Consider the following 25,597-nt stretch of genomic DNA (forward strand, 5'->3'; position numbering starts at 1 on the left):
GAATTAAAGGAAGTGGTAGGTTGCATTTAAAGTTTAAAAGGAAAAAAGATGGAGCAATTGAGGTTGTGGCTGCTGTTTTAATTGGAACTGCTATTATAAGTACGCTGTTTGTATATTTTGTTTCAAACATTCCTCCAGTCAATACAACGTATAAAGCTGAAGCTATAGCTAGAAAATATATGCTTAAAATGGAGGAAACAGGTTATTTAAATATAGATAATTTAAATCAGATGACTCATGCTTTTAAGAGTATAGGAGTGAATAATATTGATACCGCAGGAACTACTTTAAATAAAGTACAATATGGAGATGATGTATATCTTACTATAAAGTATAAGATTACATTCAAGAAATTAACAGTGAAAAGTGGTATAATACCTGCTTTTTCAAATAAGGATGAGACAGTGACAATTAAAAAAAGTTCTACGAGCAAAAATACAGTAGAACCGTAAATTAAAGGAGAAGGGCTATGATTAAAATAAAACATAACGGTGATGCATCCATAGTTGTGCTCAGTTTATTTGTTATTGTTCTCATAATTTTATGTGCAGAGTTTGTTATATTTCATGCTGTAATGGTAAATAGAGCTGAGGAAATTCAGGATGATGTTATGCTGTCAAATCTTGCAGTTTATAAAAATGTAGATGTTAATGCATTGTCAGTGGATGAAAAAAATTTAAGAATAAGTGATGCAGCAGCTGCACTTGAAACTTTTATACAGCATTTGAAGACAAATATGAAGCTTAATGATGATTTTACTACTTCAAAGGGCAGCTTAGTAATTGGTAAGACTCATATAGAAGAATTTACAATATATAATGTAAACAAAAATCATGTGGAAATATTAAGTTATAGTGGAAATAGTAATTCCTTTACAAGAAGAGACGTTATGGATAAAAGCGTGAATCCTGTAACAACTTCAAATGGCAGCATAGTTAAAAATACAAGTGTTCATGTAGCTATAAGTTATAATGTAAAACTTTTATTTGGACAAACTAAGAAGGTTACAACTTCTGTTGATACGGATATAGTTAAATAGAGAAAGGGTGATTAATATGAAATTTAGTAAAATTAGAATAAAGATACTAATAGGCACAGCAGTAATTGCATGTGCTCTTTTTAGTACTTTAATTATACTTGAAAAAAATATGACAAAACCTTTGCCTAAAAAGGAGATTATAGCTGCTGCAAAAGATATAGAGTGTGGTGAAGAAATCAAAAACTGTGATTTAAAAATAATAAAGTGTGATGTTAAATATGTTAGTTCTGATATGATTGAAAGTACATCTATGATGAAAAGTAAATATGCTTTAAAAGATATTTATAAAGGTGAAATTTTGAATAGACGAAAAATTTCAGATAAAAGTGATAATTCAAGAATATTTTTAAAGAAAGATGAAAAGGAAATTTCAATACCTGTTAATAAAATCAATAATGATGCTTTTGCCGGAACTCTGCGCAAGGGTGATGTTATCGATATAACACATACTAGTGTATTGCAGGGTGAAAATAGCACTACAGAGCTCGATATGAAAAAAGCAGAAGTTGTTGGAGCTGTTGATTCTGAGGGAAGATTTTTAGAGAGTAGTGATAAAAATGTTTTAGCTTCATCAATCATGGTTAGAGGATCACAGGATGAATTTTTAAAAATATCTAGAGATTTATCAGTGGGCTATTTTAGTGTGGCTAAATGTTCTATTATGAGATAAAATTACAGTAATAATTAATTCCATAATGCATATACAAATTATAGTAATAATGTTTTTTTTGTGATTTTATTTGCAATATAGGTTCATAGATTGTAAAATATAAGTATAATATTCGATTTTATTGGTAATGGGGGATCTACGATGAGAAAAATGAGAAGACTTAAAAGAACTAAGCCGATGAAAGAATTTAAAAGGCCAAATAAATCTAAAAGAACTAAGATAATTGTATTAGTTATGGGATTGATTTTACTTGGTGAAGCAGCATTTGGAGTATTATATAGAATACATGATAATAAAGTAGTTCAAGATAAACAGCTTGCAGCTCAAAAAATTGCACAAAGCAAGGCTAAGAAGAAAGCAACTAAAAAGAAAAGCACTAAAACTGCGGACAAGCCTAAGAATGATAATTCAAATAAAGCTGCTGCAAGTAGTCAGCCTGCGAATGTAAATACGCAAAATACAGCTAAAAATTCTAATGCAGCTTCAAATGACAATAGTAAAAATAACAGTAATAAAAATGGTAGTAGCAAAAAAGATACTGCATCTAATAATGATCAAACAAATTCACCTAGAAGAACAACTTCGCCTACTTCACCTAAATCAACAGTATCACCTAGCAAGCCAACTTCGCCGGCTCCAACACAAGAACCAACACCAACGCACACAGTACAACCAACTCAACCAACACCATCTCAGGATGAACAAAAAGTTGGTAACTGGCAGCCAGGTCAACAAGATACTAACGGGCAAGATATTACTGCTGCTAGTGATCATTAATGATTATAATAAAAATTTGGATTTATGTTTTATAGCGAACAGATATTATCTGTTCGCTGTTTTAATATGCAAGAAGGTGATAAATATATTGATTTTAATATTTATGTTTGCCCCAATTATGAGTGAGCTTATTCAAATTGGAGTTTCAAAACTTTGCAAAAAAAATGAGAAAAATTTAAAAGAATTTATAACTATATGTATTGTTCTTGAAATATCTTATATTCTCTTTTATTCAAAATATAGAGTGAACTTACAGTTTTTTAAGTACTCGTCTGTAATAACTTTTATGGTATTCATATCATTAATTGACATTAAAACTAGGAGCGTATATTTCTTTACCTCAGTCAGTTTATTTTTTGTAAATCTTTTGTTTATTATATTAGGTTATTTAAATGGAGGAGAAATTAAGATTTATTTGTATGGTGGAATAGTTATGGCAGGCATTTCTTTAACTTTGACTCTTTTTAAAGTTTTTGGCTGTGGAGATGTAGAAATGCTTACAATTTGCGGTATGTTCGTTGGAATATATAAAAGCTTTTTTGTATTAATCTTATCTTCTGTTCTTTGTGGAATTTATGGCATTTATAAGTTATTAAAAAATAGAAGTTTAAAAAATGATAGAGTAGCTTTTGTGCCATATATAACCGCTGCTTTAATAATGATAATTGCATATTGAAGGGAGAAAATAGTATGTATTATATAAATACAAGGCAGGAAAAGATACTTGAGCTTATTAGTAAATTTGGCTGCATGAGGTATAAGAACATAAATAAATTAGCTCATATAAAAGATCTTAAAAGACAATTTAAAAACCTTATAAGACAAAATAGAATTGAGTTAGTTTGTGATGATATATATGTTTTAAAAGGTAAAAAAGAGTTAGATAAAAAAATGATAAAAGCATTGGATTTGTATGTTTATTTGATTAATGATATGAAAATGCAAATTAAATGTTGTATGATTGAAAAGTTTCCTTTTAAATTAGCTTTGTTTAAAGAAAATAGGGCTTTTGATATAGCCGTAATAGATGAGGGAGAGGAGGTAATTTATTCGGGAGCAGTAAATAGAAGTTTTGGTGAGAGAGTAATAATAATCTTAGACAATAAAAAACAGGCAGAAAAAATAAAAATAAATAAGATGGTGAAGTACTGCACAGTTAAACATGGTGCAGTTAATTTTTTTGAAAAGGTGAGTGAAGTAGATGAATAAATTTTATGATACTCCAAAAGCTTCTTTGAAAATGCCCCAAATTGGTGATAATGTCATTAAAACTAAGGGGGAGATTAAAGATAGATTTACAATAACAAGGGAATATACGTATTATTATTTAGCTATTTCAGCAAGACTTGGTTTTAAAGAGTGCTTTATTAAGGCAGGATTTTTTACGGGTGAATATGAAGTAGAAAAACAATGTAGTTATAAAAATTGTAAACTTGTAAATAATATTAACTATTAGGAAAAATAATTAAATTGCAGTAAAATTATATGAGGTATTGAAAATATGCGAATAGAGAACGGTGTAATATCAGGTTCACAACTAACATTTTTAATTGCTGGTTTACTTCAGGCATCTGCACTTACAGTAACTTTTGTAAGTGGGATAACAAAGCAAAATACTTGGATAGTTTTGACGGGTGGATTTATTATAGCTTTATTTTTATTACAAATTTATACAGCTTTAAGTAAAAAATTTCCGGGAAAAAATTTAATAGAAATAAATGATGTAATATATGGAAGCTATTTTGGTAAGGCCATATCTATATTATATATTTCCTATTTTGGATATATAGTTGCTGCTAATTTTAGATTTACTGCCGATTTTCTTTCTGCATATCTTTTTAATAGAACATATACTATTGTATTTATAATAATAATTTCAATGGTTTCTATGTATGCAATAAAAAAAGGTATAGAAACTATTGCTAGGGCCGCTTTTATTCTGAGTATATTGGCATTTATCGTAAGTGCGATAATTACAATAAGCGTTATTAAAGATGCGCACTTATCAAATTTTTTACCTTTTTTTCAAATGAATTTTAACGATTTTATTCAAGGAACAAATATTATGGTATCTATTCCATTTGGTGAAATGATATCATTTTTGATGATTTTTCCATATGTTAATAATATAGAAAAAGTAAAAAAATCTGCATTTGCAGGATTAATTATAGGAGGGACATATTTTTTTATTGTTGTTTTTAGAGACACATCTGTACTTGGGAGATTAGGATATATTAATGCTTTATCACCATTTGAGACAACAAGAGTTATAAATATAGGACAAATTATTACAAGGATGGAAGCATTAATTTCTCTGATGCTGCTATTTAATGAATTTATGAAAATATGTATTATGTACTATTCAACAGTACTATCAATAGCACAGTTTTTCAAATTACAATCCTATAAGCCTTTAGTAGTTCCTGTTGGGATTATAGGTGCCATATTTTCAATTATTATGTTTGATTCACCTGTAGAACATATGTATTTTGCTTCTAATATATATGTTATATTAGTTATACCAATAGTAGTTATACTTCCTATTATTTCTTTAATTGTAGCTTCAATTAGAAAATTAAATCAGAACGCTTTAAGAGATAATACATAAATAAGATATATTTTCATAGTATTATGGAATCGAAAGGTAGTTAAAAATACAATAATATACTTAAGATCGCTTATTTAGGCGATCTTTTTTACATGAGGTGATTAAATTGATTGTTGTGCATTCAAAGAAACATAATTATAAAGTTATTTTATATGTATTTCTGTTGTATTTTATTGTTTGTATATATCTATTAACTCCTTTGGTTGTATTAACGGAGCAGCTAAATAGAGCAGGATTAATGAGAAAATATATAGTCGATTTATCTAAAATAGGAGATATGTATAAAAATCCACTGCGAAGTTTTAGTATGCTTGCATGTGATAACACAGTACGTAAAGGCTTTTTATTGGAATTTTTACTTTTTACGATTAGCCTTGTTGTAATATATTTCTTTTTTAGAAATATGGAAATAGGAGGGGAGCAGAGTGGTGTCAATTATCTTAAGGATAATGGAACCCAAGGAACAGCAAACTGGATGAGTGCAAAAGAGGCAGATATGGTACTAGGTATTGGGACTGAAAAAGGTCTGGTATTTGGAAGTATAAAGGATGGTATTAGAAGTAAAATGGTTACTCTATCGCCGGACACTTTCTTCAATAAAAATATAGCTGTGTTTGGAGCTTCTGGCAGTATGAAAAGCAGAAGTTTTGTAAGGCCTAATATAATGCAGATAGCTGAACTTGGTGAGTCTATGATTTTAACAGATCCAAAGGCTGAAATTTTTGAATCTATGTCTCAGTTTCTAAAGAATAAAGGTTATAATGTTAAGGCCTTAAACCTAGTTAATATGGTTAATTCCGATAGATGGAATCCATTAAATGAAGTAACAGACGATATTTCAGCTCAAAGTTTTGCCGAGACTGTCATGGCAAATACAAAAGCACCAGGGGCAAGGCAGGATGAATTTTGGGACAAAACCGAAATGAATTTACTTAAAGCCTTAGTTTTATATGTAGTTAAGGAAAATCCAAAAGAAGAGAGAAACTTATCAGCAGTTTATTCAATGCTTGCTTTAAATGATCCTTCAACCATAGATGCAGTATTCGGAGCTTTATCTCCATCACATGCAGCTAAAATGCCTTATAATATATATTCGCAGGCCAGTGAAAATGTAAGGACAGGAGTTGTCATAGGATTAGGTTCCAAGCTTCAGGTATTTCAGAATAAATTAGTACAGGATTTAACTTGTAAAAGTGATATAAATTTAACACTTCCTAAAAAAGAAAAGTGTGCATACTTCTGCATAACATCTGATATGGAGTCGACTTTTGATTTTATAGCAGGGTTATTTTTTTCGTTCCTTTTTATAAAGCTTGTTAAATACGCTGATTATGCAGTAAAGGAAGGACAGAAGGATGTATATTTTATCTTGGACGAGTTCCCCAATATTGGTGCTATTCCTGACTTTACAAAGAAAATATCAACCATGCGTTCAAGGGGGATTTCAAGCTGTGTAATATTTCAGAATATAGCACAGCTTAAGAATAGATACCCTAATGATGGGTGGTCCGAAATTATAGGAAATTGCGATAGCAGATTATTTTTAGGAGCTACTGATATAATCACAGCGGAATTTGTATCAAAACTTTTAGGGACTGCTACAGTAAATGATGTTAGTTTGAGTAAATCAGCAGGTTTTGAGGGTATGATGGATTTTGGAAAGATAACAAATAGAACTGTTAAGAGAAATCTTATGAATCCAGATGAGATATTAAGACTTCCAAATGAAAAGGAAATACTTATTTTAAGAGGGCAGAAGCCTCTAATACTTGATAAGATGGATTATACAAAACACAGGCTTTCAAAGTTTATGCGACCTATAAAGGTGAGTGATTATAAACCTGAATGGACACAGAAATATTTTGAGGAAATAGATAAAAAATCAGTTCGAGATACTGTTAGCGAAAGTAGTAATAATTTAGAAAGTGACAACCCCGATGATGAAGAACTTCCAATAGAAGAATATCAAAGCACAGAACCTAAAAATAAAACAAATAGAAAATCTAATTTTTGGTAAAAATGATTCAATTAGAATGAATATGATTGTGCTGTTATTTTTATGATATATTTAAGAAAAATTTATGTCAATATAATAAGAATTATATAATAAAAAACTATCTAGGTAAAAGTTAGAGTCTGTTTCAAGTTCATACAAAACTTAAAACAGACTGATACTATATTGAAAATATACAATATAAATTGGTTACTAATTATTTTAAGTTATTGAAACTATAGTAACTCATGTCATTAGTTGTTCTGAATCTTAATACTGTTTCTTTTGAAAAAACACTTCCAGATGTAGATTTTATTCCTGGCAATACATGTAAAGTATAGTCTGTTAATATGCGAAAAGGATTATAGCAGTGAACATTAATGCAGCAAGGATCATCAGAAGAAACATATGAATTATAAGTAGTATACTTATCACCATATTGGTTTAATATTGATATATAATTATTTAAATTACCATCATCTTTTACAGGTTTATTGAATCTGATTTTAAAATCTTTTTCAATTGGAGTATTTATTAATTCTGGCATAACTACAACATCTGGTTTGACATTAATGTATATATAATCATTTTTAGAACCGTCGTACGTCGGTGTTGTGCTGTTTGTATTAAAAGATATACAGTGTATACCTTTTGGTATATTATCAAGCTCATAAACAGTAGTATTTCCTGAAATACTAGTTTTAAATGGCCAATCTTTTTGGTCATCATCTAGAGTTATTTCTGTTACTTTTGAATTTAATTCAATAACACTAAGATAAATTGTAGAGCTGTAAACTTCGTAAAAAACTATGTTTTTATTATTATTAACTATCGAACTTGTAACACTAATTGTTCTATTAGCTGTGTATATATCACCATATCCTATAATACCAATTCCGTTTATTGATTCTGCATTTATGTTAATTGGTAAACTTAGTATAGATAAAATAAGTAAAGGAAAGATTTTAATTATAATTTTTTTCATAATAAGCTCCTTTTAATATTAATTATATTTTTCATTATTGATACAACATTTTAATTGATGTATTATTATAGTAATTATGGGCTATATTACAATTATATCATATATCAATATAAGGGGGAGTTATTTTGAAAATCAAATTTTATATGATAAAGATTTTTTCTGCTGTTATGTTACTAAGTATAATTTTAACATTTAATGTCAAAGCGTATTCAAATAAGGAGAATTATCCGGATTTTAAAAATTATGCTGAAAGTTTTATGAAGAAATTCAATTCAAACTGTAAGCTGAATAATAGTATTGTTTTATATAGTTTTCAAGGAGATAAGCAAGCTCTATTTTTTTCATCAAATAGTAGTGGATATATAATAATAAACTTAAGTAATCGTAAAGTTATAGAATTTTCACCTAAAAAAAATAATAAATTTATTTTGGATAGAGATAAAAAATATTTTTATAATGGACCATTGGCTTATTTCGAAGAGGACAATAATGAGATTATTGATTGTAAAACAAAACAAAGGATAGGTTTATTAAAAGATTTAAAGAAAGTATATTATCAAAATATGCCTAATAAAGATTCAATTAAAAGTTTTAAATCAAATTTGGGCTCCGATAATGAAACATATACATTGAAAAATAAATTGCCACATTATGAGTATAATCCAGATGGTAGATGCGTTATTACTGCTGCTACTATGTTATTGGCATATTATGCAAAGTATTGGAATGCTTATAATGATTATGTTTCCGTGGATAATCTTACGCATGAATGTAATTTTTCTGATGAGTTGCTATATTATGTAACAGGAGTAACAAGGCTTGAAAACAATAAAGGAATATATATAGGTTCACTTTTGGATGGTATAAAAAAATATTTGATAGAATGTCAGCATGCTTCTAATATTATGAACTTTACCTTTATAAGTTATTTTAATATAAATGATTATAGAAGTCTTATTACGAGAGTTATTAAAGAAGATAAACCTATAATATTAGGACTTTCTGCAATGAAACCTTATTGTACTAAATTAGGGCATGCAGTTACAGCTTGGGGATATTGCAATATAAATAGCAATGAATTTTTTATGATAGATGATGGTTGGGGAAATGATTTTACATATGCTGATCCTACATATGTAGACTCAATTTTCTTCTAAAGTCAATAGTGTGAAATTTTATTTCTATTATTGTTATTCATGAAAACCACTGGATTAGTAAAATTATAAGATAAAAGTAGACATTGGATTTAGCCACCAATTGTCTACTTTTTTAATATAAAATATAAGAGAGATATATAAATGATTAACAAAAAAGAATTATTAAATAGATTGAATATTGACCAGATGGCAGTCGTAACAGCACCATTAAATGAACATGCCTGTGTAAGAGTAAATGCAGGAAGCTGAAAAACTAGAATGCTTTCATCAAGAGTTGCATATTTGATATTAGAAGATGTAGGTGGAATTATGCTTTTGACATTTACAAATAAGGCAGCTGTGGAAATTACAATTAAAAATTCTATCAAAAAGATAATAACCTTATTTGTTAAAAAGTGTAAAAATGATATAATTAAATTATTAATGGGGGAAGCAACATGAAATTAGTGATTTTAATATATTATGGTGTTGTAATTATTTATTTGATTATAAGTACTATATTTTATTGGATAGATGATTTAAAATTCTCTTTGTACTTGAATAAATTAAGAAAAACATTCTATTTAATTGCTATATTAGGCGTTATATTGTGTATTTTAAGTGGTTATATCAACACTTACGATTGGAAAAATTTAATATATTATATGGCAGCAGTGGTTGTAGTTGATATAGCTGTATTTGAAACGCCTAGTATATCTAAATTTGCAAATGCAGAATTTAAGAGTAATGAAATAATGAGTAAAATCACAAGTGAAAATGAAAGAACATTTGATATTATTGAGAATAAACAGAAAGTATTTTTAAGTATAATTCAAGATGCTGAATGTTATTTTGAACAGCGAAACATTGGTTCAATTAAAATTTTTGATGAATATAAAAAAGAATTATTAGAGTATTTAAATAAGTATACAAATATTTTTGAAATTGAAGTTTATATGTATGAAGTGAAATATTCTAATGATACTGATTTGATAAACAGCATAAAAGAAGTACTTGAAAATATAATAATTAAAAATAGTTTGAAAATAAGAAAAGGGGTACTAGAGAGGATAAGTAAAAACATCAGTATGGGACAAATACAAAAATTAGATAGCAAAATACATTTAATACCTATATTTAGTGGAGAATATTCATATATTATTCTAATATCCAGTGAAGATATTATTGACACTGATATAATGAATGTACTTTACATGGTAAATATTTTTTTGATATACAGAAATAGTTACTTTATTTTGAAAAATAATAATATTAATGATAAAATTAATATATAATAGTAAGTGAGGAGGTAGTTAAATTTATGCTAGCAAAATTAAAATTAAAAAAGAATAATAATGTAAATAAAGATATGAAGTGTAAAAGAAAGAAAACTACCTTGCCAAAAGGTGTGTGTATATCAGAAACTAGAAAACTAAATAGGAATGTTCTTAGATTGCTTCATATTATATAAATTTATGGCTATCACTTAATTGTGATGGCTTTTTTGCTTTAAAACTGTGTATAGGCAGATTCTGCTTGTATGCAGTTTGTTTTATATTTAAAATCAAAAATTTGGAAGGTGAAAAATTTTTATTGAAAACTAAGACAGGAGACTTATATGTGCATTGTAATTATTGACAAAATAAACAATTGTAGTAATGTAATGGTATAAACAATGTAAGGATGTGATAATATGTCAAAAGTACTTTTCTTAAATATGCCTGCCCATGGGCATGTTAATCCGACCCTAGGAATTGTGTCTGAATTAGTGAAACACGGTGAAAATGTGACCTATTTCTGCACTAATGAATTTAAAAGCAAAATTGAACAAGCCGGTGCCAATTTTAAAAGCTATAACGAAAAAACAAATCCATTGACAAAAAAACAAAACATTAATATTAAACCCAATCTTAAGTATTATTTAAATCATTTATCTGAAATAATAAAATCAATTGATGTTATTATTTCAGATATTTTGGAGCAGATTAATGGTATAAAATATGATTATATTGTTTATGGATCTATGTTTCCAGTTGGGAAAATTATTGCCCAAATATTAAAAGTACCGTCTGTTGCTTCTTTTGCTGTATTTGCTACAGCTAAAGAACTAATGGAGCAAAGAAGAGAGTTTATAAATGTAAATGAATTAAAAAATCATCCAGTTAATAATGTCTATAAAGATGTTTCGCAACAATTAAAAATAAAATATGATGTAGAGCTTCCAGATAATATGTTTGAGTTATTTTTCAATAAAGGTGATATAAATATTGCGTATACTTCTAAATATTTTGTTGCGCATACAGAATATTATGATGATAGTTTCAAATTTATAGGACCACCTATATATGACAGAAAGGAAAATATAGATTTTCCATTTGAAAAATTAAAAGGTAAAAAAGTTGCTTATATTTCATTAGGCACAGTTTTTAATAATACTGACAATAAACTTTATGATGTTTTCTTTAAAACCTTCGCTAATACAGATTTCACTGTAGTTATGTCAGCATATAATTTAGAGCTGTCTAAGTTTGATATACCAGATAATTTTATTGTAAGAAATTATGTACCGCAATCAAAAATTTTAAAATATACTGATGTAGCAATAACTCATGCTGGTATGAATAGTACTAGTGACTTAATATATAACAATGTACCTTTTGTAGCAATACCTATTGGAGCAGATCAACCATATATGGCAGGTAGGGCTGCAGAGCTTAAAGCTACCATTTCTCTTGACAAAGATAAGCTTACACCTAAAATACTAAAAAGTTCGGTTGAAAAAGTTTTATATGATTCTAGTTATCTTAAAAACATAAAAAAAATAAGTAATTCTTTTAAGCAGACGGGTGGTTATAAAAAAGCAATTGAAGAAATTTTTAAATTAAAAAAATTAAAACATATTTTAAATTAGTAATAAGCATTGAAAATATGCTTTAAATTATTGCAAGACCTATGTCCCATAAAAAAACAACTACAGAATACTATTTAACTTTTATCATTTTATGTTTTATTAGATGAATTTTAATTAATAAACTGTGTATGAGTATAATTCTGTACTTATATACAGTTTTTTTATATCTAATTTTAAAAAGAGAAAATAGATATGAGGATTTAGCAGATGAAAAGAAAATAAGTATATCTGATAATTATTGAAGATATGGAAATGAAGATGCATCAACAAAATTTGTAGCTGGTTAAATCAATTAGCAACTTGTATATGAATGTTTTACTAATTTGCATTGTATACAAAATTTTATCAAACTAATTATTAAGAAAATTTAAAACATTCGTATTTTTATAAATATGATGATAACTATGCAATATATTTTATTAACATAAAATAAAAGGACAACCTTCCGTAAAAAGTGTTACTTACTATAAAATACATATATGTTAAAATTTTGACATAGCGTTTTCACTGATATATAATTGAATTGTAAAATAAATAATAAATCAATTCGTTATACTAGTTAATTTAGTAAGAATAATTTATAAATAAAAAACTTCAGTGTTTTTATAAATTAATATTACTATGGATTTTGAGAAGAATTGATTTGTTTTCTAAAATAAAAATTTATTTTGTCAATTCTGCATAAGAATAAGATTTTACAAAATTACTATTCAAGAATATAAACCAAATTCGTAATGGGTATAACTTAATTTATTAAATATATTTATGAATAACGTAAAATTGTATATAGTATGATTGTGTATTTGCATGAAATTTTGGTATAGTATATTTTTTAATAAGCTTTCAAGAATAATATCTATACTGACAATTTAATATAGACATTATTTTTAAAATATAATAAATATTTTAGAAAGAAGTGTATATGTATGAAAGTCTCAACAACAAAAGAATTGGACGAAACATTCGAATTAGTCCAAAAAGCTCAAAAAGAATTCTCTTATTATTCTCAAGAAAAGGTTGATGAAATTTTTAGAAATGCAGCTATGGCAGCTATTGATGCAAGAATAGAATTAGCAAAAGCAGCTGTCAAAGAAACAGGTATGGGATTAGTTGAAGATAAGGTAATTAAAAATCATTTTGCTGGGGAATACATCTATAATAGGTATAAGGATGAAAAAACCTGTGGAGTGATAGAAAAAAATGAACCATATGGCATTACTAAAATAGCAGAACCCATAGGTGTTGTAGCAGCTATAATTCCTGTGACAAACCCCACATCTACAGCAATATTTAAATCTTTAATATCACTTAAAACAAGAAATGGAATTTTATTTTCACCACATCCTCGAGCCAAAAAATCAACAATACTAGCAGCTAAAATAATACTTGATGCAGCAGTTAAAAGTGGTGCACCAGAAAATATAATAGGATGGATAGATAATCCCACAATTGAATTAACTCAATATTTAATGCAGAAGGCAGACATAACTCTTGCAACTGGTGGACCTTCACTAGTTAAATCTGCCTATTCATCTGGAAAACCAGCAATAGGTGTTGGACCAGGTAATACTCCAGTAATAATAGATGATTCAGCTAATATAAAGATGGCTGTAAGTTCGATAATATTGTCTAAAACTTATGATAATGGAGTTATATGTGCTTCAGAACAATCAGTAATAGTTTTAAAATCAATATATAATAGCGTAAGAGCTGAGTTTGAAAAAAGAGGTGCTTATATAATAAAAAAGGATGAAATGGATAATATGCGCCAACTAATATTTAAAGATGGAAGAATTAATCCTAAAATAGTAGGACAATCAGCGTATACTATAGCATCCATGGCAGGTATAATAGTTCCTAAAACTACAAGGATATTAGTAGGTGAAGTTACTTCTTTAAGTGAAGAAGAACCTTTTGCACATGAAAAATTATCTCCTATTTTAGCTATGTATAAGGCAGAGGATTTCGATGATGCTTTAAATAAAGCAGTAACTCTTGTAAACTTGGGTGGACTTGGTCATACTTCAGGCATATATGCAGATGTAATAAAGTCACAAGATAAAATAGATAAATTTAGCAATGCCATGAAAACTGTAAGAACCTTTGTTAATATCCCGACAGCTCAAGGTGCAAGTGGAGATTTATATAATTTTAAGATACCGCCTTCTTTTACTTTAGGTTGTGGATTTTGGGGTGGAAATTCAATATCTGAAAATGTTGGCCCTAAACATCTTCTAAATATAAAAACTGTAGCTGAAAGGAGAGAAAATATGCTTTGGTTCAGGGTACCAGAAAAAATATATTTTAAATTTGGTTGTCTCCAATTTGCTTTAAGAGACCTAAAGGAGTTAAATAAAAAAAGAGCGTATATAGTTACAAATAAAGATCTTTATAATCAAAATTATGTTGAACCAATAATAAAAATACTTGAAAGTATAGGTATAGAATTTAAAGTATTTAGTCAGTTAGAAAAAGAAGCTGATCTAAAGACTATTAGCAAGGGTGCTTCTGAGATGCTATCTTTTATGCCAGATACTATAATAGCATTGGGTGGAACTTCTGCAATGAGTGCAGCCAAGCTAATGTGGGTAATGTATGAGCATCCTGAAGTAAAATTTGAAGATCTTGCAATAAAATTTATGGATATAAGAAAGAGAATATATACTTTTCCAAAACTTGGTGAGAAAGCTATGTTAGTTGCTGTTACAACATCAGCAGGAAGTGGTTCAGAGGTTACCCCATTTGCAGTAGTGACTGATGATAAAACAGGAAACAAGTATACTTTAGCAGATTATGAGATGACACCAAATATGGCAATTATAGATGCCGAATTAATGATGAATATGTCTCAAAAATTAACTGCCTATTCAGGTATGGATGCACTAGTTAATGCTATAGAAGCATACACATCTGTATATGCTTCAGAATACACAAATGGACTAGCATTAGAAGCTATAAGATTAATCTTAAAGTATTTGCCAGAAGCTTATCATAATGGAAAATCAAATGAAAAGGCAAGAGAAAAAATGGCACATGCGTCTACCATGGCAGGTATGGCATCTGCTAATGCATTTTTAGGGTTATGTCATTCTATGGCAATAAAATTAAGTTCCGAGCATAACATAGCTCGAGGCGTTGCTAATGCATTATTAATTGAAGAAGTAATAAAATTTAATGCAGTTAACAATCCAGTAAAACAGGCACCTTGTCCTCAATATAAGTATCCCAATACAATATTCAGATATGCTAGAATTGCAGATTATATAAATTTAGGAGGAAGTACTGACGATGAAAAAGTCACCCTTTTAATAAAGAAAATACATGAATTAAAAGAAGAATTAAATATACCAAAATCAATAAGTGATGCAGGTGTTTCACAAAAAAGTTTCTATGATTCACTTGATAAGATATCAGAACGAGCTTTAGATGATCAATGTACAGGTACTAATCCTAGATTCCCACTTACAAGCGAGATAAAAGATATGTATGTAAATTGTTTTAAAGGTTAGTGTTTTATAATTTATCTATCTTTTTATTAATATTATTCTAAAAAGGATAAAGGGAAGTGTATTAAAATGAATAATAAGATAGTTGAATTAAAGAAAGTAAAGTCGCTTTTTAAGGATGGTATGACAATTATGATTGGCGGTTTTTGTAATTGTGGTACACCAGGTAGATTAATTGATTTATTAGTCCGTTTGAATGTTAAAAACTTAACGATAATTAGCAACGATACCGGTTACCCTAATAAAGGTGTAGGTAAATTAATAGTAAATAATCAAGTAAAAAAGGTTATAGCATCTCATATAGGTACTAATCCTGAAACAGGAAAAAAATTTTTTAATAAGGAACTTGAATTAGAATTATCACCTCAAGGAACGTTAGTAGAAAGAATACGTGCAGGTGGCTCAGGTTTAGGTGGAGTACTTACTCAAACAGGATTAGGAACTTTAGTTGAAAGAGGAAAAAAGAAAATTCTTATAGGTGGAAAAGAATATTTATTAGAGCTTCCATTGAAGGCTGATATAGCTTTGGTTAAAGGCAGCATTGTGGATGAAGAGGGAAATATTTTTTATAAGGGGACTACAAAAAATTTTAATCCTTACATGGCAATGGCTGCTAAAACAGTAATAGTTGAAGCAGAAAATTTAGTTAAATGCAATGAATTGGAAAAGGAAGAAACTGCAACTCCAGGAGTTGTTGTAAGTTATATAGTAAAGGGGGCTGCTTAGATGATTATGGAAAAGAATACAGCAAAGAAGATTATAGCTAAAAGAGTTAGTAAAGAATTAAAAGATGGACAACTTGTAAATTTAGGTATAGGTATTCCTTCTATGGTTGCAAATTATATTCCTAAGAATTTTAAAATTGTATTTCAATCGGAAAATGGAATAGTAGGCATGGGTGCAAAACCCAATCCAGGTAAGGAAGATAAGGATGTTATAAATGCTGGTGGACAGTATACAACGGTATCTAAAGATGGTGCTTTCACTGATAGTTCTGTATCTTTTTCCTTAATTAGAGGTGGACATGTAGATGTTAGTGTGTTAGGCGCACTTCAAGTAGACCAAGAGGGCAATATAGCAAATTGGATTGTGCCTGGGAAAATGCTTGCAGGTATGGGTGGAGCAATGGATTTAGTTAATGGAGCTAAAAAAGTAATTATAGCAATGACTCATACAAATAAAGGAAACCCTAAAATCTTAAAAAAATGTACTTTACCACTTACAGCTAAAGCTCGAGCAAATTTAATTGTTACAGAACTTGGAGTGATAAAGATTGTCCCTGAAGGATTATTGCTTACGGAGATTAATAAAAATACAAGTATAGATGAGATTAAGAAACTTACAGATGCAGATTTAATTATTTCAAATAAACTTAAAATTATGGATAATTAATAGTCTTAATTGCAGTGTTTAAAGTTGAAGAAGAACACCTTACTAGCAATTTTTTAAATTACTAATAAGATGTTCTTTTATATAAAACAAGTAAAAGTTATAGATAATTATATATAACTTTAGGCTTAGGAAGTGTTATATCTGCTATTATATGTGAACTAGAAATGATTTTTTTTACAGGTAAATCATTAAGTGGTGCCATAGCATGGTCAAATAATTGTAATCGTGCGGGACCTGTCCATGCTTCATGTACTGTTATGTCAGTGATTGTTGCACTTACAAGTTCACAAATTCTTGGACTGCCATCATAATTGGGTATTATTTTAAGCATATAGTTAGGTCGACAAATTTCATCTTTTGCTGCTTTAATATCTAATGCTTTATGTTTATATCCCATAGTAGCTGTTGCTACTCGTAATTTACCATATTCTAGTGTACCAACAAGAGTATCTGAGTCTACAAATAGTTTTGGATATCCTAATTTTTTAGGATAAGCACTAAGTTCCCTTCCAACAGCGATAGCAGGTTCATTATCTAAATACATCATATGGAGATAATCACCTTTAGTACCATTAAAACTTACGGGAATGCTCTGCCCGCTTTCTGTATAACAACCTAATCCGCTAGTATCATGCATTGCCATGATTTCAAATCTAACCAATGGTTTATCAACTTTTAATGGTTCTGGAACAATTTTGCATAATGCATTTTTATCAGTAAGGTATATGATATTAAAATATTCACGATTATGAAATCTATATGGACCTCTAGGATATGCTGGTGAGTCTAATGGTGTGGTAAGTTGTTTAATTACTTCGCTTTTTAACACAAAAGTCGCCTCTTTAAAATTTTATATAATGACCTATCTTCACATTATAAATTACTTCAATACTAGTATTTAATTATAATATAACATATTTTTAATTATAAGTAAAATAATAGAATTAGTATTAGCAAGTGATTATTACTATACTTATTTTTAAAAATTATAATGGTTGAAAATACGGGGATTACAGAAAGGGTACAAAGGATAGTATTGAATAATATTTATGGTATTTAGTGGATCTTATTTGTATGAATAGAAAAGAGACATTATCTGTTTTAAATTTGAAGGATTTTGTAGAAAGGGATGTATTGTTGAAGGAAGATTTAAACCAGAAGAAATGTGCAAGCATTAAAAATAGTTTTTGATGATTTTATAGAAAGAATCATTAAAGGTGAAATTAAAAACTCATATAAAAAATAATTGAAATATACTCACATGGGGGAAACGCAATGTTAAAAAAATTTGTTAATCATTACTTTGTATTTGCAGTAATATGTGTGTTTATAGAGCAATCATTGGTAGCATTTTCTACATATTGCACAACTAATTTAGGAAAAACGGCGGGCAGTTATGCAGTTTTTATGTCTTGGCTAGTTTTATTTTTTATCTCGCTTATTTTAGTATTAATACCTAGATTAGTGATTAATGTTTTATTAAATAAATCAAAATATAAAGTATTCAATGGTTTTATTAATGAATATAATGTTAATTTATATAATCATCCATATTTAAGAAACAATTCCGCATTTAATGAATCCCGTTCTGCATTTTTTACGAATCAAACATGGATAACAGTTAATGACTCTTATAATTTTTTTCGTGACTTTTTAACAATTATTTTAAACTTAATATTAAATGCTTTTGTTATTTGTTTGACATTAAGCTCAGTGTTCCTTATAGGATATTTTTGTGCATTTGCAATAGTTCTATTCTGTATTATTTGTTCTAGGAAGAAAGTAAAAAAGTATAATATAGGTGTTCAAAATTCACAGGCTGCAATGAATGGTACATTATCAAGTGGCTGGAGCAGTATTTTAATTGGTAATAAATATAATTGGTGTAAGTGGCAGAAAAATTTTTACACTAAGTTAATAGCAGCTCAAAAATATAGTGTAAAGTCTGCAAAATTAACAGGTGAAATTTCAGTTATATCAATGCTTTTGAGTGTTTTACCAATAGTATTTGTGATTATTTTTATTCTTAGTACAAATCGAAATAATATGGCTATACTTACTACATTAATTGTAACTCTTCCACGTCAGGTTAATATGCTGCAAAATATGAGTATTTTAATTGAATATGGTATGTTGCTTACTGGAATTATGGCAAGCTTAAATAATATTGTAGAGAATATGGTTTTGCCAGAAAAGCTAAATCAGTATCAGGGAAATATTAATTGGCATAAGCTTTATATATTTTACCAAGGTACAAAAAAAAGCGCAGATTCTGTTAATAGCATTCAAAAGTTAACTAATAATTTTGAAAATGGGCGGTATACGATACGTGGGGAGAATGGCAGTGGAAAATCAACTTTACTTATGAAATTAAAAGAAATGTATGGTGATTATGCTTTTTATCTTCCGTCATCATCAGAATTGTATTTTGAGAGATCTGAAGGTTCAACTGGTGAGAGAATGTTATCAAATTTACAAGAATTTTTGATGAGTAAAAATGCAAAATACATAAAAGTGATATTATTAGATGAATGGGATGCAAATTTAGATACAAACAATATTAAATATATTTCAAAAAAATTAGATAATATAGCCAAAGAGAAATGCATTATTGAAGTTAGGCATAGAGATAATGAGGAGAATACTATACTAAGATGTTAAAGTGAATCTATTTTTAAATGAGTTTACAAGAAGTTAATTACAAAATTTACAAATATGTTATAATATATATATGAGAAAGCGATATAAGATATCTCTATTATCCCCATTGTAGGTTTTCTCAAACCATGGAAAGCTGTTGGGCGATTAACTAGGGGGTGATACTTTGAGTGATAAAATTGTTCTTGTAGCAATGTTTTGTATTACGACTCTAGGAATGGCTGCTATAGTATTTATATCAACATATCTAAAAGATAAATTAACAATAAAAAATAAGACAAGCATAAAAGATGATGTAAAAAGTGAAACGGAAATTACTGCTGAAAAGAAAGATTCAAAAGATTAAAAATGCACCTAAGCTAAGACCAATAAGTGCATTTTTGATAATATCTTATATATCTATTGTTTCATAAGCCCAATAGACTTTCCTTTCATTATATTATAATTGGTAATTAAATAGACATAGAAATTTTGATTTAGTTAATTTTGAAGATGAAGCAAATCTAAATTAACATATTGTACTTATTATTGTAACTTAACTGTCACAATAATAAGGTACTATATAAACATAGATAGAAAAAGATAAATCGAATTACTAATATGCAAGCAGCCAGTTTGTCCCCCCTTACTGGCTGCTTTGTTTGTTTAGTGAATTATATCATGGATTATTTACATGTTGAAAAATATTAGTGATAATGAAAATATAGGAGGATATACGTTAGATGATATTATTATATATTTTATGCTCAATAATATTGTGCTTTATGATTGAGTATGTTATCATATGCCACTATTTTAAAAAGGCAGCATATAATAATGGACGAAAAAGAGATGTAATAATTGTACTTGGTTATCCAGCAAAACGAGATGGAAAAGTATCACCAATTTTGCGAGAACGGATAAATAAAGCGGCAGCGTTGTATCATAAAGGAATTGCAAAAATCATAATTTGCTCTGGGGCAGCGGTAGCTAATTGTTATGTTGAGGCTGATGTTATGGCAGAAGCATTGATTAAATTAGGAGTGCCTAATGGCAATATAGTCCGTGAAAAACTTGCCCAAAATACATATGAGAATTTAGTAAATTCAAAGAAAATTATGCACGAGAGAAAGCTTAATACAGCAGTTATTGTATCTTCACCCTGGCATTTAAGAAAAGCCAGCACTTATGCAAGTAGGCTTGAAATTGATCATACAGTGGAGAAATCTAAATTTCCATGTGAATACATAATAATAGGTGTGGCAATGATTTATCTTTATTTATACACACAGACGTTTATAAATATTTTATGTTATAAGTATAAAAGAATTTTCAATCATCTACGATAAAGTCAAAAAAATAGTATATAAGATAAGAATGGTAGAGACATTAGTCCTTGCTATTTTTTTTGACAATATTTATTTTTTTATTAAGTCCTGTGAGTAATAAAAGGTAATTGTCATATATGGTATAATATACATAAAAATTTAAGCAGTACATATGTAAATAGCAATTTGGAGGTGAAGCTGTATGAAAAAATATTTAATATCTGCTGTTGTAGTAAGTATGTTGATATTTTCTGCATGTGGCAGGCAAGAAGAAGGATATAGTAAATATGGTATCAAAAATGTTAGTAAAAATGATACTATTACTTATAGTCTTAAAGATAATGTAAATACAGATAGATTGCAAAAGTTTATAGATAATGTTAGTAAAGGTATAAAAGATAGGATTAATTTAGTCAGGTATACTACAGAAGGAGACCCTATAATTACGCAGTTATACTTTAATGGAAAATACATTCAAATATACATAGACAACTCTAAAGATAAATTTGGTGGAGCAAATAAAAATGAGATTTTATATAATAAAATTAAGGGTGGAAAACAATTAAAAGATAATTTGTTAAAATATCTAAAAGATAATAACATCACAAATTAGTATTTATTATAAGAAGTAATTTGCAATATTTAGTGTTTGGAGGAAAAAACATGCTGCATTGTATAGTAGAAGCTAAAAATGTTTGTAAATCTGTAGGTGATGTAAATAAAAAATTTGAAATTTTAAAAAATGTTAACTTATGTGTTAAAAATGGTGAATATGTTGCTATAATGGGTCCTAGTGGTAGTGGTAAAAGTACGTTCCTTAGCATACTATCATGTATAGACAAGCCAACATCAGGGATAGTTAATATAAATTATGTTGATGTTGCAAAATTAAGCAAAAATAAATTAACGGAATTCAGAAATGAAAATATAGGAATTGTATTTCAATCTTTTAATTTAATTCCTACTTTAAATGCTGAGGAAAATATTGAAGTTCCATTGTTTTTCTCTAAGAAAAAAATTAATATGATAAATAAAGTTGATGAACTAATAAATATTGTAGGATTAAAAGATAAAAAAAAGGCTTTTCCTAAACAATTATCTGGCGGTGAACAGCAAAGGATTGCTATAGCTAGAGCCTTAGCAGGTGAACCTAAAATCTTACTTGCAGATGAGCCAACAGGTGCACTAGATAGTAAAAACAGTAAGACTATTTTAGATATTTTTGATGAGTTTAGAAAAAAGTATAACATGACAATTATAATGATAACTCATGATAGGCAGGTTGCTGAAAGATCAGACAGAATATTATATATGAAGGATGGCACTTTAATGGAAGCGAGTGAACAGGCATGATAACTACAAAACAACTATTTAAAACTTATAACTTAAAAAACTGGAAGCAAGCAAAATTTCAAATTTTCTTAAGCATTTTTTCTGTAGTTATTGCAGCAGCAATATTAGTATCGCTTAAAATTATAATTGCTTTAAATAATTATTATATTGTAAGTAATGCTAAAAGTATTAATGAAGGTGATATTAATATAGAAGTGCCAAACTCTATTATTAGTAATAAACAGCTAAATGTATTGGATAAATTAACACGTGAAGGCAAGATTCAATATGCTACTACATATAAAATTGAGAATAACTTTACTCATGGAGAAATAGCCAATATAGCAGAAGTAAAATTTATTGATCCAAAATATTGCTATATAAACAAAAGAGTTACAAACTATTTAAAAAAATTAGGAAATCACAAAGTAGTCATTAACAGAGCTGCGGCAGATAAATTTCATTTAAAAATGGGAGACATTATTTCTCTTAAACTTAAAGGACTTTCTAATGACTATAATAAATTTAAAATTGCAGATATTGTAGAAAATACGGATGTATCAAAGGAAGATATTTTGGGCGCAATTATTTTGAGTAAATCCGATTTAAAACTGCAACTTAGTAAAGGAATAAAAATAGAAAATTTAGTAACAAACGCTAATGTAATTGTTAATAAAAACTATAACTTAAATGATATAAAGAGTGAACTACACAAAAGTTTTGGATCAGGAACTAATATAGTTACATATGAAGAAGGTATTAAGTCAAATAAAAATACTATGGATAAAGAGGAAAAAGCATTAGATTTTATTCAAATATTAGTCACTACTATAACAGTAATAAGTATATCTTTTACCACATGGTTACTTATACTAAAAAGAAAAAAAGATTATGTCCTGTTAGCTATATATGGAATGAAAAATGATATTCTTAGAAACTTAATTTTATATGAAACTTTCATAATCTGCGTTATTGGCACTATTATAGGAATTTTTTTTAGTTTCGCAATTACTGGTTTTGTAGAAAAAAATATTTTAACTGATATGGATATGTTTTCAATAATAAAAGTATCAATTTTGCCTATATTGTCAACAGCATTATTTATTATTATTCAAATGATGATATCTACCATATTGCCAATTATTATAAGTAAGAAAATAAATCCTAACTTTATTTTACGTAAGGAGACACAAAAAATCTTATTTAGCAGAGAAGATTATGGAACGCATGTAATTGAAATGTTTTTACTTATGACCTTAAGTTTTTCAATCTATATTGGTTCGTTAAAAAATGGAGTAGTATGTGTTAGTATAATATTAATTTCAATAATAATTATATATGGATTATCAAAGGTTAGTATTAATTTAATTATAAAATTAAACAACGTACGAAATAAATTTGTTTTGTTAGCACTAAGGAATATAGAGAGATATAAAACCAGATTCTCTTTTTGTGTTACTGCGTTAATTGTTACCTTGGTTGTCTGTGGGTTTATTGTTAATTTAAGAAATGAGTTAATTCCAGGGATAATAAATAAAATTAATTATGATATGGGATATACCTTATCTGTAAGTACAAATTTTAATAAAAAAAATATAAATAATATAGAGAAAATATTAAGCAGGGAAAAAGATGTAAAAGGGTATGTAAAAACTATAGATGTTACAGGAAATTTTGAATCAATAAGGGGAAAGAACTTCGACAATTTTATTAAAGGACAAAAATTTGAGGAGGGGAGTAAAAAACAACTTAGAGACTTTTTTTATGATAATAGAAGCATAAATATACAAGCTATTGATATAAGTAAAGATATTGTAAATTATAATACCTTACAAGGAAGATGGTTTAATAAAAATGATGTGAATAGAAAATATATAGTGTTAGGTGAAAGATTTTATCATTTTGGCATTAATGTTAACGATAAAATTGATTTAAATATACAAGGGAAAAACTACAAATTTACAGTTATAGGTATTTGCACAGAAAGTAATTTTAGAGATAATTCAGGTATTTATATAGATATAAATGACATTAAGAATAATAATTCTATAGGAGATAATAATAGCAAAATTAAATATTTAGTTAAAGATGATGCAGGACATGAAAAAAAATTATATTTAAATTTAACTAAAAGTTTAAATAATTCTCTTATAATAGATGAAAAAGATAAATATAATCAGGTTAATAAATATATACAGAAGATTACTTATGCTTTCATATATATTTGTATTATAAGTATATTTTCAGCTGTTTGCCTAATAGGTAATGTTTTAATGATAATAAATTTTGACCGATTAAATGAATTTGTAATGTTTAACATATTAGGCGCTAAAAACAAAGATATTATAAAAATTGCAGTTAGTGAAGGAATTATAATTGGTTTACTTTCTGGAATATTAAGTAGTTTAATATGTGAAGTATTGAGCTATAATGTATTGGTAGGTTCATTTTCAGTTAAGTACACAGCTAATTTAAAAGTTGATGCAATTATAATTATAATAGCCGTATTTCTTAATATATTAGTGTCTATAACAGTAATAAATAGTTTAAAAATTGAAAAATATACTGAACTTTTAAGGGCTGATTAAGAATACAAATGGTATAATGATTTTATAAGTTTATATTATTAAGAGGTGTTATGCATAATGTCTAGAATGCTTACGAAAAGCGATTATAAAAAATTGAAAGAGGAATATGATTATAGAAATACGGTTAAGCGGCATGAAATAGCTAGAAAGAAGATGGAGGCAGCAGCCTTTGGCGATCGTTCAGAAAATGCTGAGTATAAAGCTGCAAAGGAAGATTATTACCACAATAATAGAAGACTTGGACAGATATCAAGGCTGTTAAAAAATGCCGTGATTGTAGATGAAAATCATGATAATAATGAAGTTAACATAGATTCAGAAGTGACTCTTAAAATAGGAGAGGAAGAAGAGTTTAAAGCTAAACTTGTTACTACGCTTAATATAAATGTGGATGGTGAAGACGATATAGAATACATAAGTGCAGATTCACCGTTTGGAAAAGCTTTATATAAAAAACATGTAGGTGATACTTTTGATGTTAATCTTCCTGATAATAGAAGCATGAACGGAGTAACAATATTATCAATAAACTAATTAAAAATAAATTAATTAAAAATAAAAAATACCTTTGTAATGAAAAAATTCATTGCAAGGGTATTTTTTATAAAGGTGGCATAAATAGCGTAAGTTTTAAATACAATTTATAAACTAGAATATAAATAGAATTTGTGATCGCTGCATTACTTTTATTTAGT

Annotated in this window: 26 protein-coding genes; 24 read left to right on the top strand and 2 right to left on the bottom strand. The window is 27.8% G+C overall.

Annotated elements, in window-relative coordinates; translation table 11 throughout:
- Positions 1-20: 20 nt before the first annotated feature.
- The 9 genes from BEE63_RS19280 (at position 21) to BEE63_RS19320 (ending at position 7,111) form a co-directional block, all read left to right on the top strand.
- Positions 21-452: a hypothetical protein gene (locus BEE63_RS19280; RefSeq protein ID WP_066022931.1), complete on the top strand. Its 432-nt coding sequence runs from the start codon at positions 21-23 to the stop codon at positions 450-452.
- A 17-nt stretch (positions 453-469) separates the two neighbouring features.
- Positions 470-1,039, top strand: a complete 570-nt coding sequence (locus BEE63_RS19285) for a hypothetical protein (protein ID WP_066022932.1) — start codon at positions 470-472, stop codon at positions 1,037-1,039.
- 16 nt (positions 1,040-1,055) lie between these two features.
- The gene (locus BEE63_RS19290) at positions 1,056-1,709 is read left to right on the top strand and encodes a hypothetical protein (protein ID WP_066022933.1); all 654 of its coding nucleotides are present in this window, start codon (positions 1,056-1,058) and stop codon (positions 1,707-1,709) included.
- Positions 1,710-1,850: 141 nt separating this feature from the next.
- Positions 1,851-2,486, top strand: coding sequence for a hypothetical protein (locus BEE63_RS21835; RefSeq protein WP_066022934.1), 636 nt, complete (start codon positions 1,851-1,853; stop codon positions 2,484-2,486).
- An 88-nt stretch (positions 2,487-2,574) separates the two neighbouring features.
- Complete coding sequence (locus BEE63_RS21840) at positions 2,575-3,162, top strand: prepilin peptidase (protein ID WP_066022935.1); 588 nt, start codon at positions 2,575-2,577, stop codon at positions 3,160-3,162.
- A 14-nt stretch (positions 3,163-3,176) separates the two neighbouring features.
- Positions 3,177-3,695 carry a DUF5697 family protein gene (locus BEE63_RS19305; protein WP_066022936.1) on the top strand — a complete coding sequence of 173 codons (519 nt, stop codon included), beginning with the start codon at positions 3,177-3,179 and terminating at the stop codon, positions 3,693-3,695.
- Positions 3,688-3,942 (top strand): hypothetical protein, encoded by a 255-nt coding sequence (locus tag BEE63_RS19310; protein WP_066022937.1) that lies wholly within the window; start codon positions 3,688-3,690, stop codon positions 3,940-3,942. The genes BEE63_RS19305 and BEE63_RS19310 overlap by 8 nt, the downstream gene beginning before the upstream one ends.
- A 45-nt stretch (positions 3,943-3,987) precedes the next feature.
- The gene (locus BEE63_RS19315; protein ID WP_066022938.1) at positions 3,988-5,094 is read left to right on the top strand and encodes a GerAB/ArcD/ProY family transporter; all 1,107 of its coding nucleotides are present in this window, start codon (positions 3,988-3,990) and stop codon (positions 5,092-5,094) included.
- Positions 5,095-5,332: 238 nt separating this feature from the next.
- Positions 5,333-7,111, top strand: a complete 1,779-nt coding sequence (locus BEE63_RS19320) for a VirD4-like conjugal transfer protein, CD1115 family (protein ID WP_242874878.1) — start codon at positions 5,333-5,335, stop codon at positions 7,109-7,111.
- Between the two features lie 193 nt (positions 7,112-7,304).
- Here the strand turns inward: BEE63_RS19320 and BEE63_RS19325 are convergent, their stop codons facing one another.
- Positions 7,305-8,072, bottom strand: a complete 768-nt coding sequence (locus tag BEE63_RS19325; protein WP_081312616.1) for a hypothetical protein — start codon at positions 8,070-8,072, stop codon at positions 7,305-7,307.
- A gap of 125 nt (positions 8,073-8,197) precedes the next feature.
- On the opposite strand from BEE63_RS19325, the gene BEE63_RS19330 reads away from it, so the two are divergent.
- The 8 genes from BEE63_RS19330 (at position 8,198) to BEE63_RS19360 (ending at position 17,017) form a co-directional block, all read left to right on the top strand.
- Positions 8,198-9,229: a C39 family peptidase gene (locus tag BEE63_RS19330; RefSeq protein WP_066022939.1), complete on the top strand. Its 1,032-nt coding sequence runs from the start codon at positions 8,198-8,200 to the stop codon at positions 9,227-9,229.
- Between the two features lie 258 nt (positions 9,230-9,487).
- Complete coding sequence (locus BEE63_RS19335) at positions 9,488-9,670, top strand: hypothetical protein (RefSeq protein WP_066022940.1); 183 nt, start codon at positions 9,488-9,490, stop codon at positions 9,668-9,670.
- The gene (locus BEE63_RS19340) at positions 9,667-10,503 is read left to right on the top strand and encodes a type II toxin-antitoxin system SpoIISA family toxin (protein ID WP_066022941.1); all 837 of its coding nucleotides are present in this window, start codon (positions 9,667-9,669) and stop codon (positions 10,501-10,503) included. Before BEE63_RS19335 ends, BEE63_RS19340 begins: the two co-directional genes overlap by 4 nt.
- A gap of 26 nt (positions 10,504-10,529) precedes the next feature.
- Positions 10,530-10,679, top strand: coding sequence for a hypothetical protein (locus BEE63_RS21845; protein ID WP_157797125.1), 150 nt, complete (start codon positions 10,530-10,532; stop codon positions 10,677-10,679).
- A gap of 222 nt (positions 10,680-10,901) precedes the next feature.
- Positions 10,902-12,119, top strand: a complete 1,218-nt coding sequence (locus BEE63_RS19345; RefSeq protein WP_066022942.1) for a macrolide family glycosyltransferase — start codon at positions 10,902-10,904, stop codon at positions 12,117-12,119.
- Positions 12,120-13,045: 926 nt separating this feature from the next.
- Positions 13,046-15,628 carry a bifunctional acetaldehyde-CoA/alcohol dehydrogenase gene (gene adhE, locus BEE63_RS19350; protein WP_066022943.1) on the top strand — a complete coding sequence of 861 codons (2,583 nt, stop codon included), beginning with the start codon at positions 13,046-13,048 and terminating at the stop codon, positions 15,626-15,628.
- Positions 15,629-15,694: 66 nt separating this feature from the next.
- Positions 15,695-16,351, top strand: coding sequence for a CoA transferase subunit A (locus BEE63_RS19355; protein ID WP_066022944.1), 657 nt, complete (start codon positions 15,695-15,697; stop codon positions 16,349-16,351).
- Positions 16,352-17,017, top strand: a complete 666-nt coding sequence (locus tag BEE63_RS19360) for a 3-oxoacid CoA-transferase subunit B (RefSeq protein WP_066022945.1) — start codon at positions 16,352-16,354, stop codon at positions 17,015-17,017.
- 97 nt (positions 17,018-17,114) lie between these two features.
- Here BEE63_RS19360 and BEE63_RS19365 read toward each other — a convergent pair whose 3' ends face one another.
- Complete coding sequence (locus tag BEE63_RS19365) at positions 17,115-17,846, bottom strand: acetoacetate decarboxylase (protein WP_066022946.1); 732 nt, start codon at positions 17,844-17,846, stop codon at positions 17,115-17,117.
- Between the two features lie 446 nt (positions 17,847-18,292).
- Here BEE63_RS19365 and BEE63_RS19370 point away from each other — a divergent pair, with 446 nt between their 5' ends.
- From BEE63_RS19370 to greA, 7 genes are all read left to right on the top strand, one after another.
- Positions 18,293-19,678: a hypothetical protein gene (locus BEE63_RS19370; protein ID WP_066022947.1), complete on the top strand. Its 1,386-nt coding sequence runs from the start codon at positions 18,293-18,295 to the stop codon at positions 19,676-19,678.
- A 163-nt stretch (positions 19,679-19,841) separates the two neighbouring features.
- Complete coding sequence (locus BEE63_RS22200) at positions 19,842-20,021, top strand: hypothetical protein (protein ID WP_242874881.1); 180 nt, start codon at positions 19,842-19,844, stop codon at positions 20,019-20,021.
- Between the two features lie 376 nt (positions 20,022-20,397).
- Positions 20,398-21,003, top strand: a complete 606-nt coding sequence (locus BEE63_RS19380; protein ID WP_066022948.1) for a YdcF family protein — start codon at positions 20,398-20,400, stop codon at positions 21,001-21,003.
- Between the two features lie 181 nt (positions 21,004-21,184).
- A complete protein-coding gene (locus BEE63_RS19385) occupies positions 21,185-21,595 on the top strand; it encodes a DUF4362 domain-containing protein (RefSeq protein ID WP_066022949.1) in 411 nt (136 codons plus the stop codon).
- A gap of 50 nt (positions 21,596-21,645) precedes the next feature.
- Positions 21,646-22,335: an ABC transporter ATP-binding protein gene (locus tag BEE63_RS19390; protein ID WP_066022950.1), complete on the top strand. Its 690-nt coding sequence runs from the start codon at positions 21,646-21,648 to the stop codon at positions 22,333-22,335.
- A complete protein-coding gene (locus tag BEE63_RS19395) occupies positions 22,332-24,902 on the top strand; it encodes an ABC transporter permease (RefSeq protein ID WP_066022951.1) in 2,571 nt (856 codons plus the stop codon). The genes BEE63_RS19390 and BEE63_RS19395 overlap by 4 nt, the downstream gene beginning before the upstream one ends.
- A 57-nt stretch (positions 24,903-24,959) precedes the next feature.
- Positions 24,960-25,436 carry a transcription elongation factor GreA gene (gene greA / locus BEE63_RS19400; protein ID WP_066022952.1) on the top strand — a complete coding sequence of 159 codons (477 nt, stop codon included), beginning with the start codon at positions 24,960-24,962 and terminating at the stop codon, positions 25,434-25,436.
- The last annotated feature ends 161 nt before the right edge of the window (positions 25,437-25,597 follow it).

The sequence above is a fragment of the Clostridium pasteurianum genome, assembly GCF_001705235.1.
Taxonomy (GTDB): domain Bacteria; phylum Bacillota; class Clostridia; order Clostridiales; family Clostridiaceae; genus Clostridium_S; species Clostridium_S pasteurianum_A.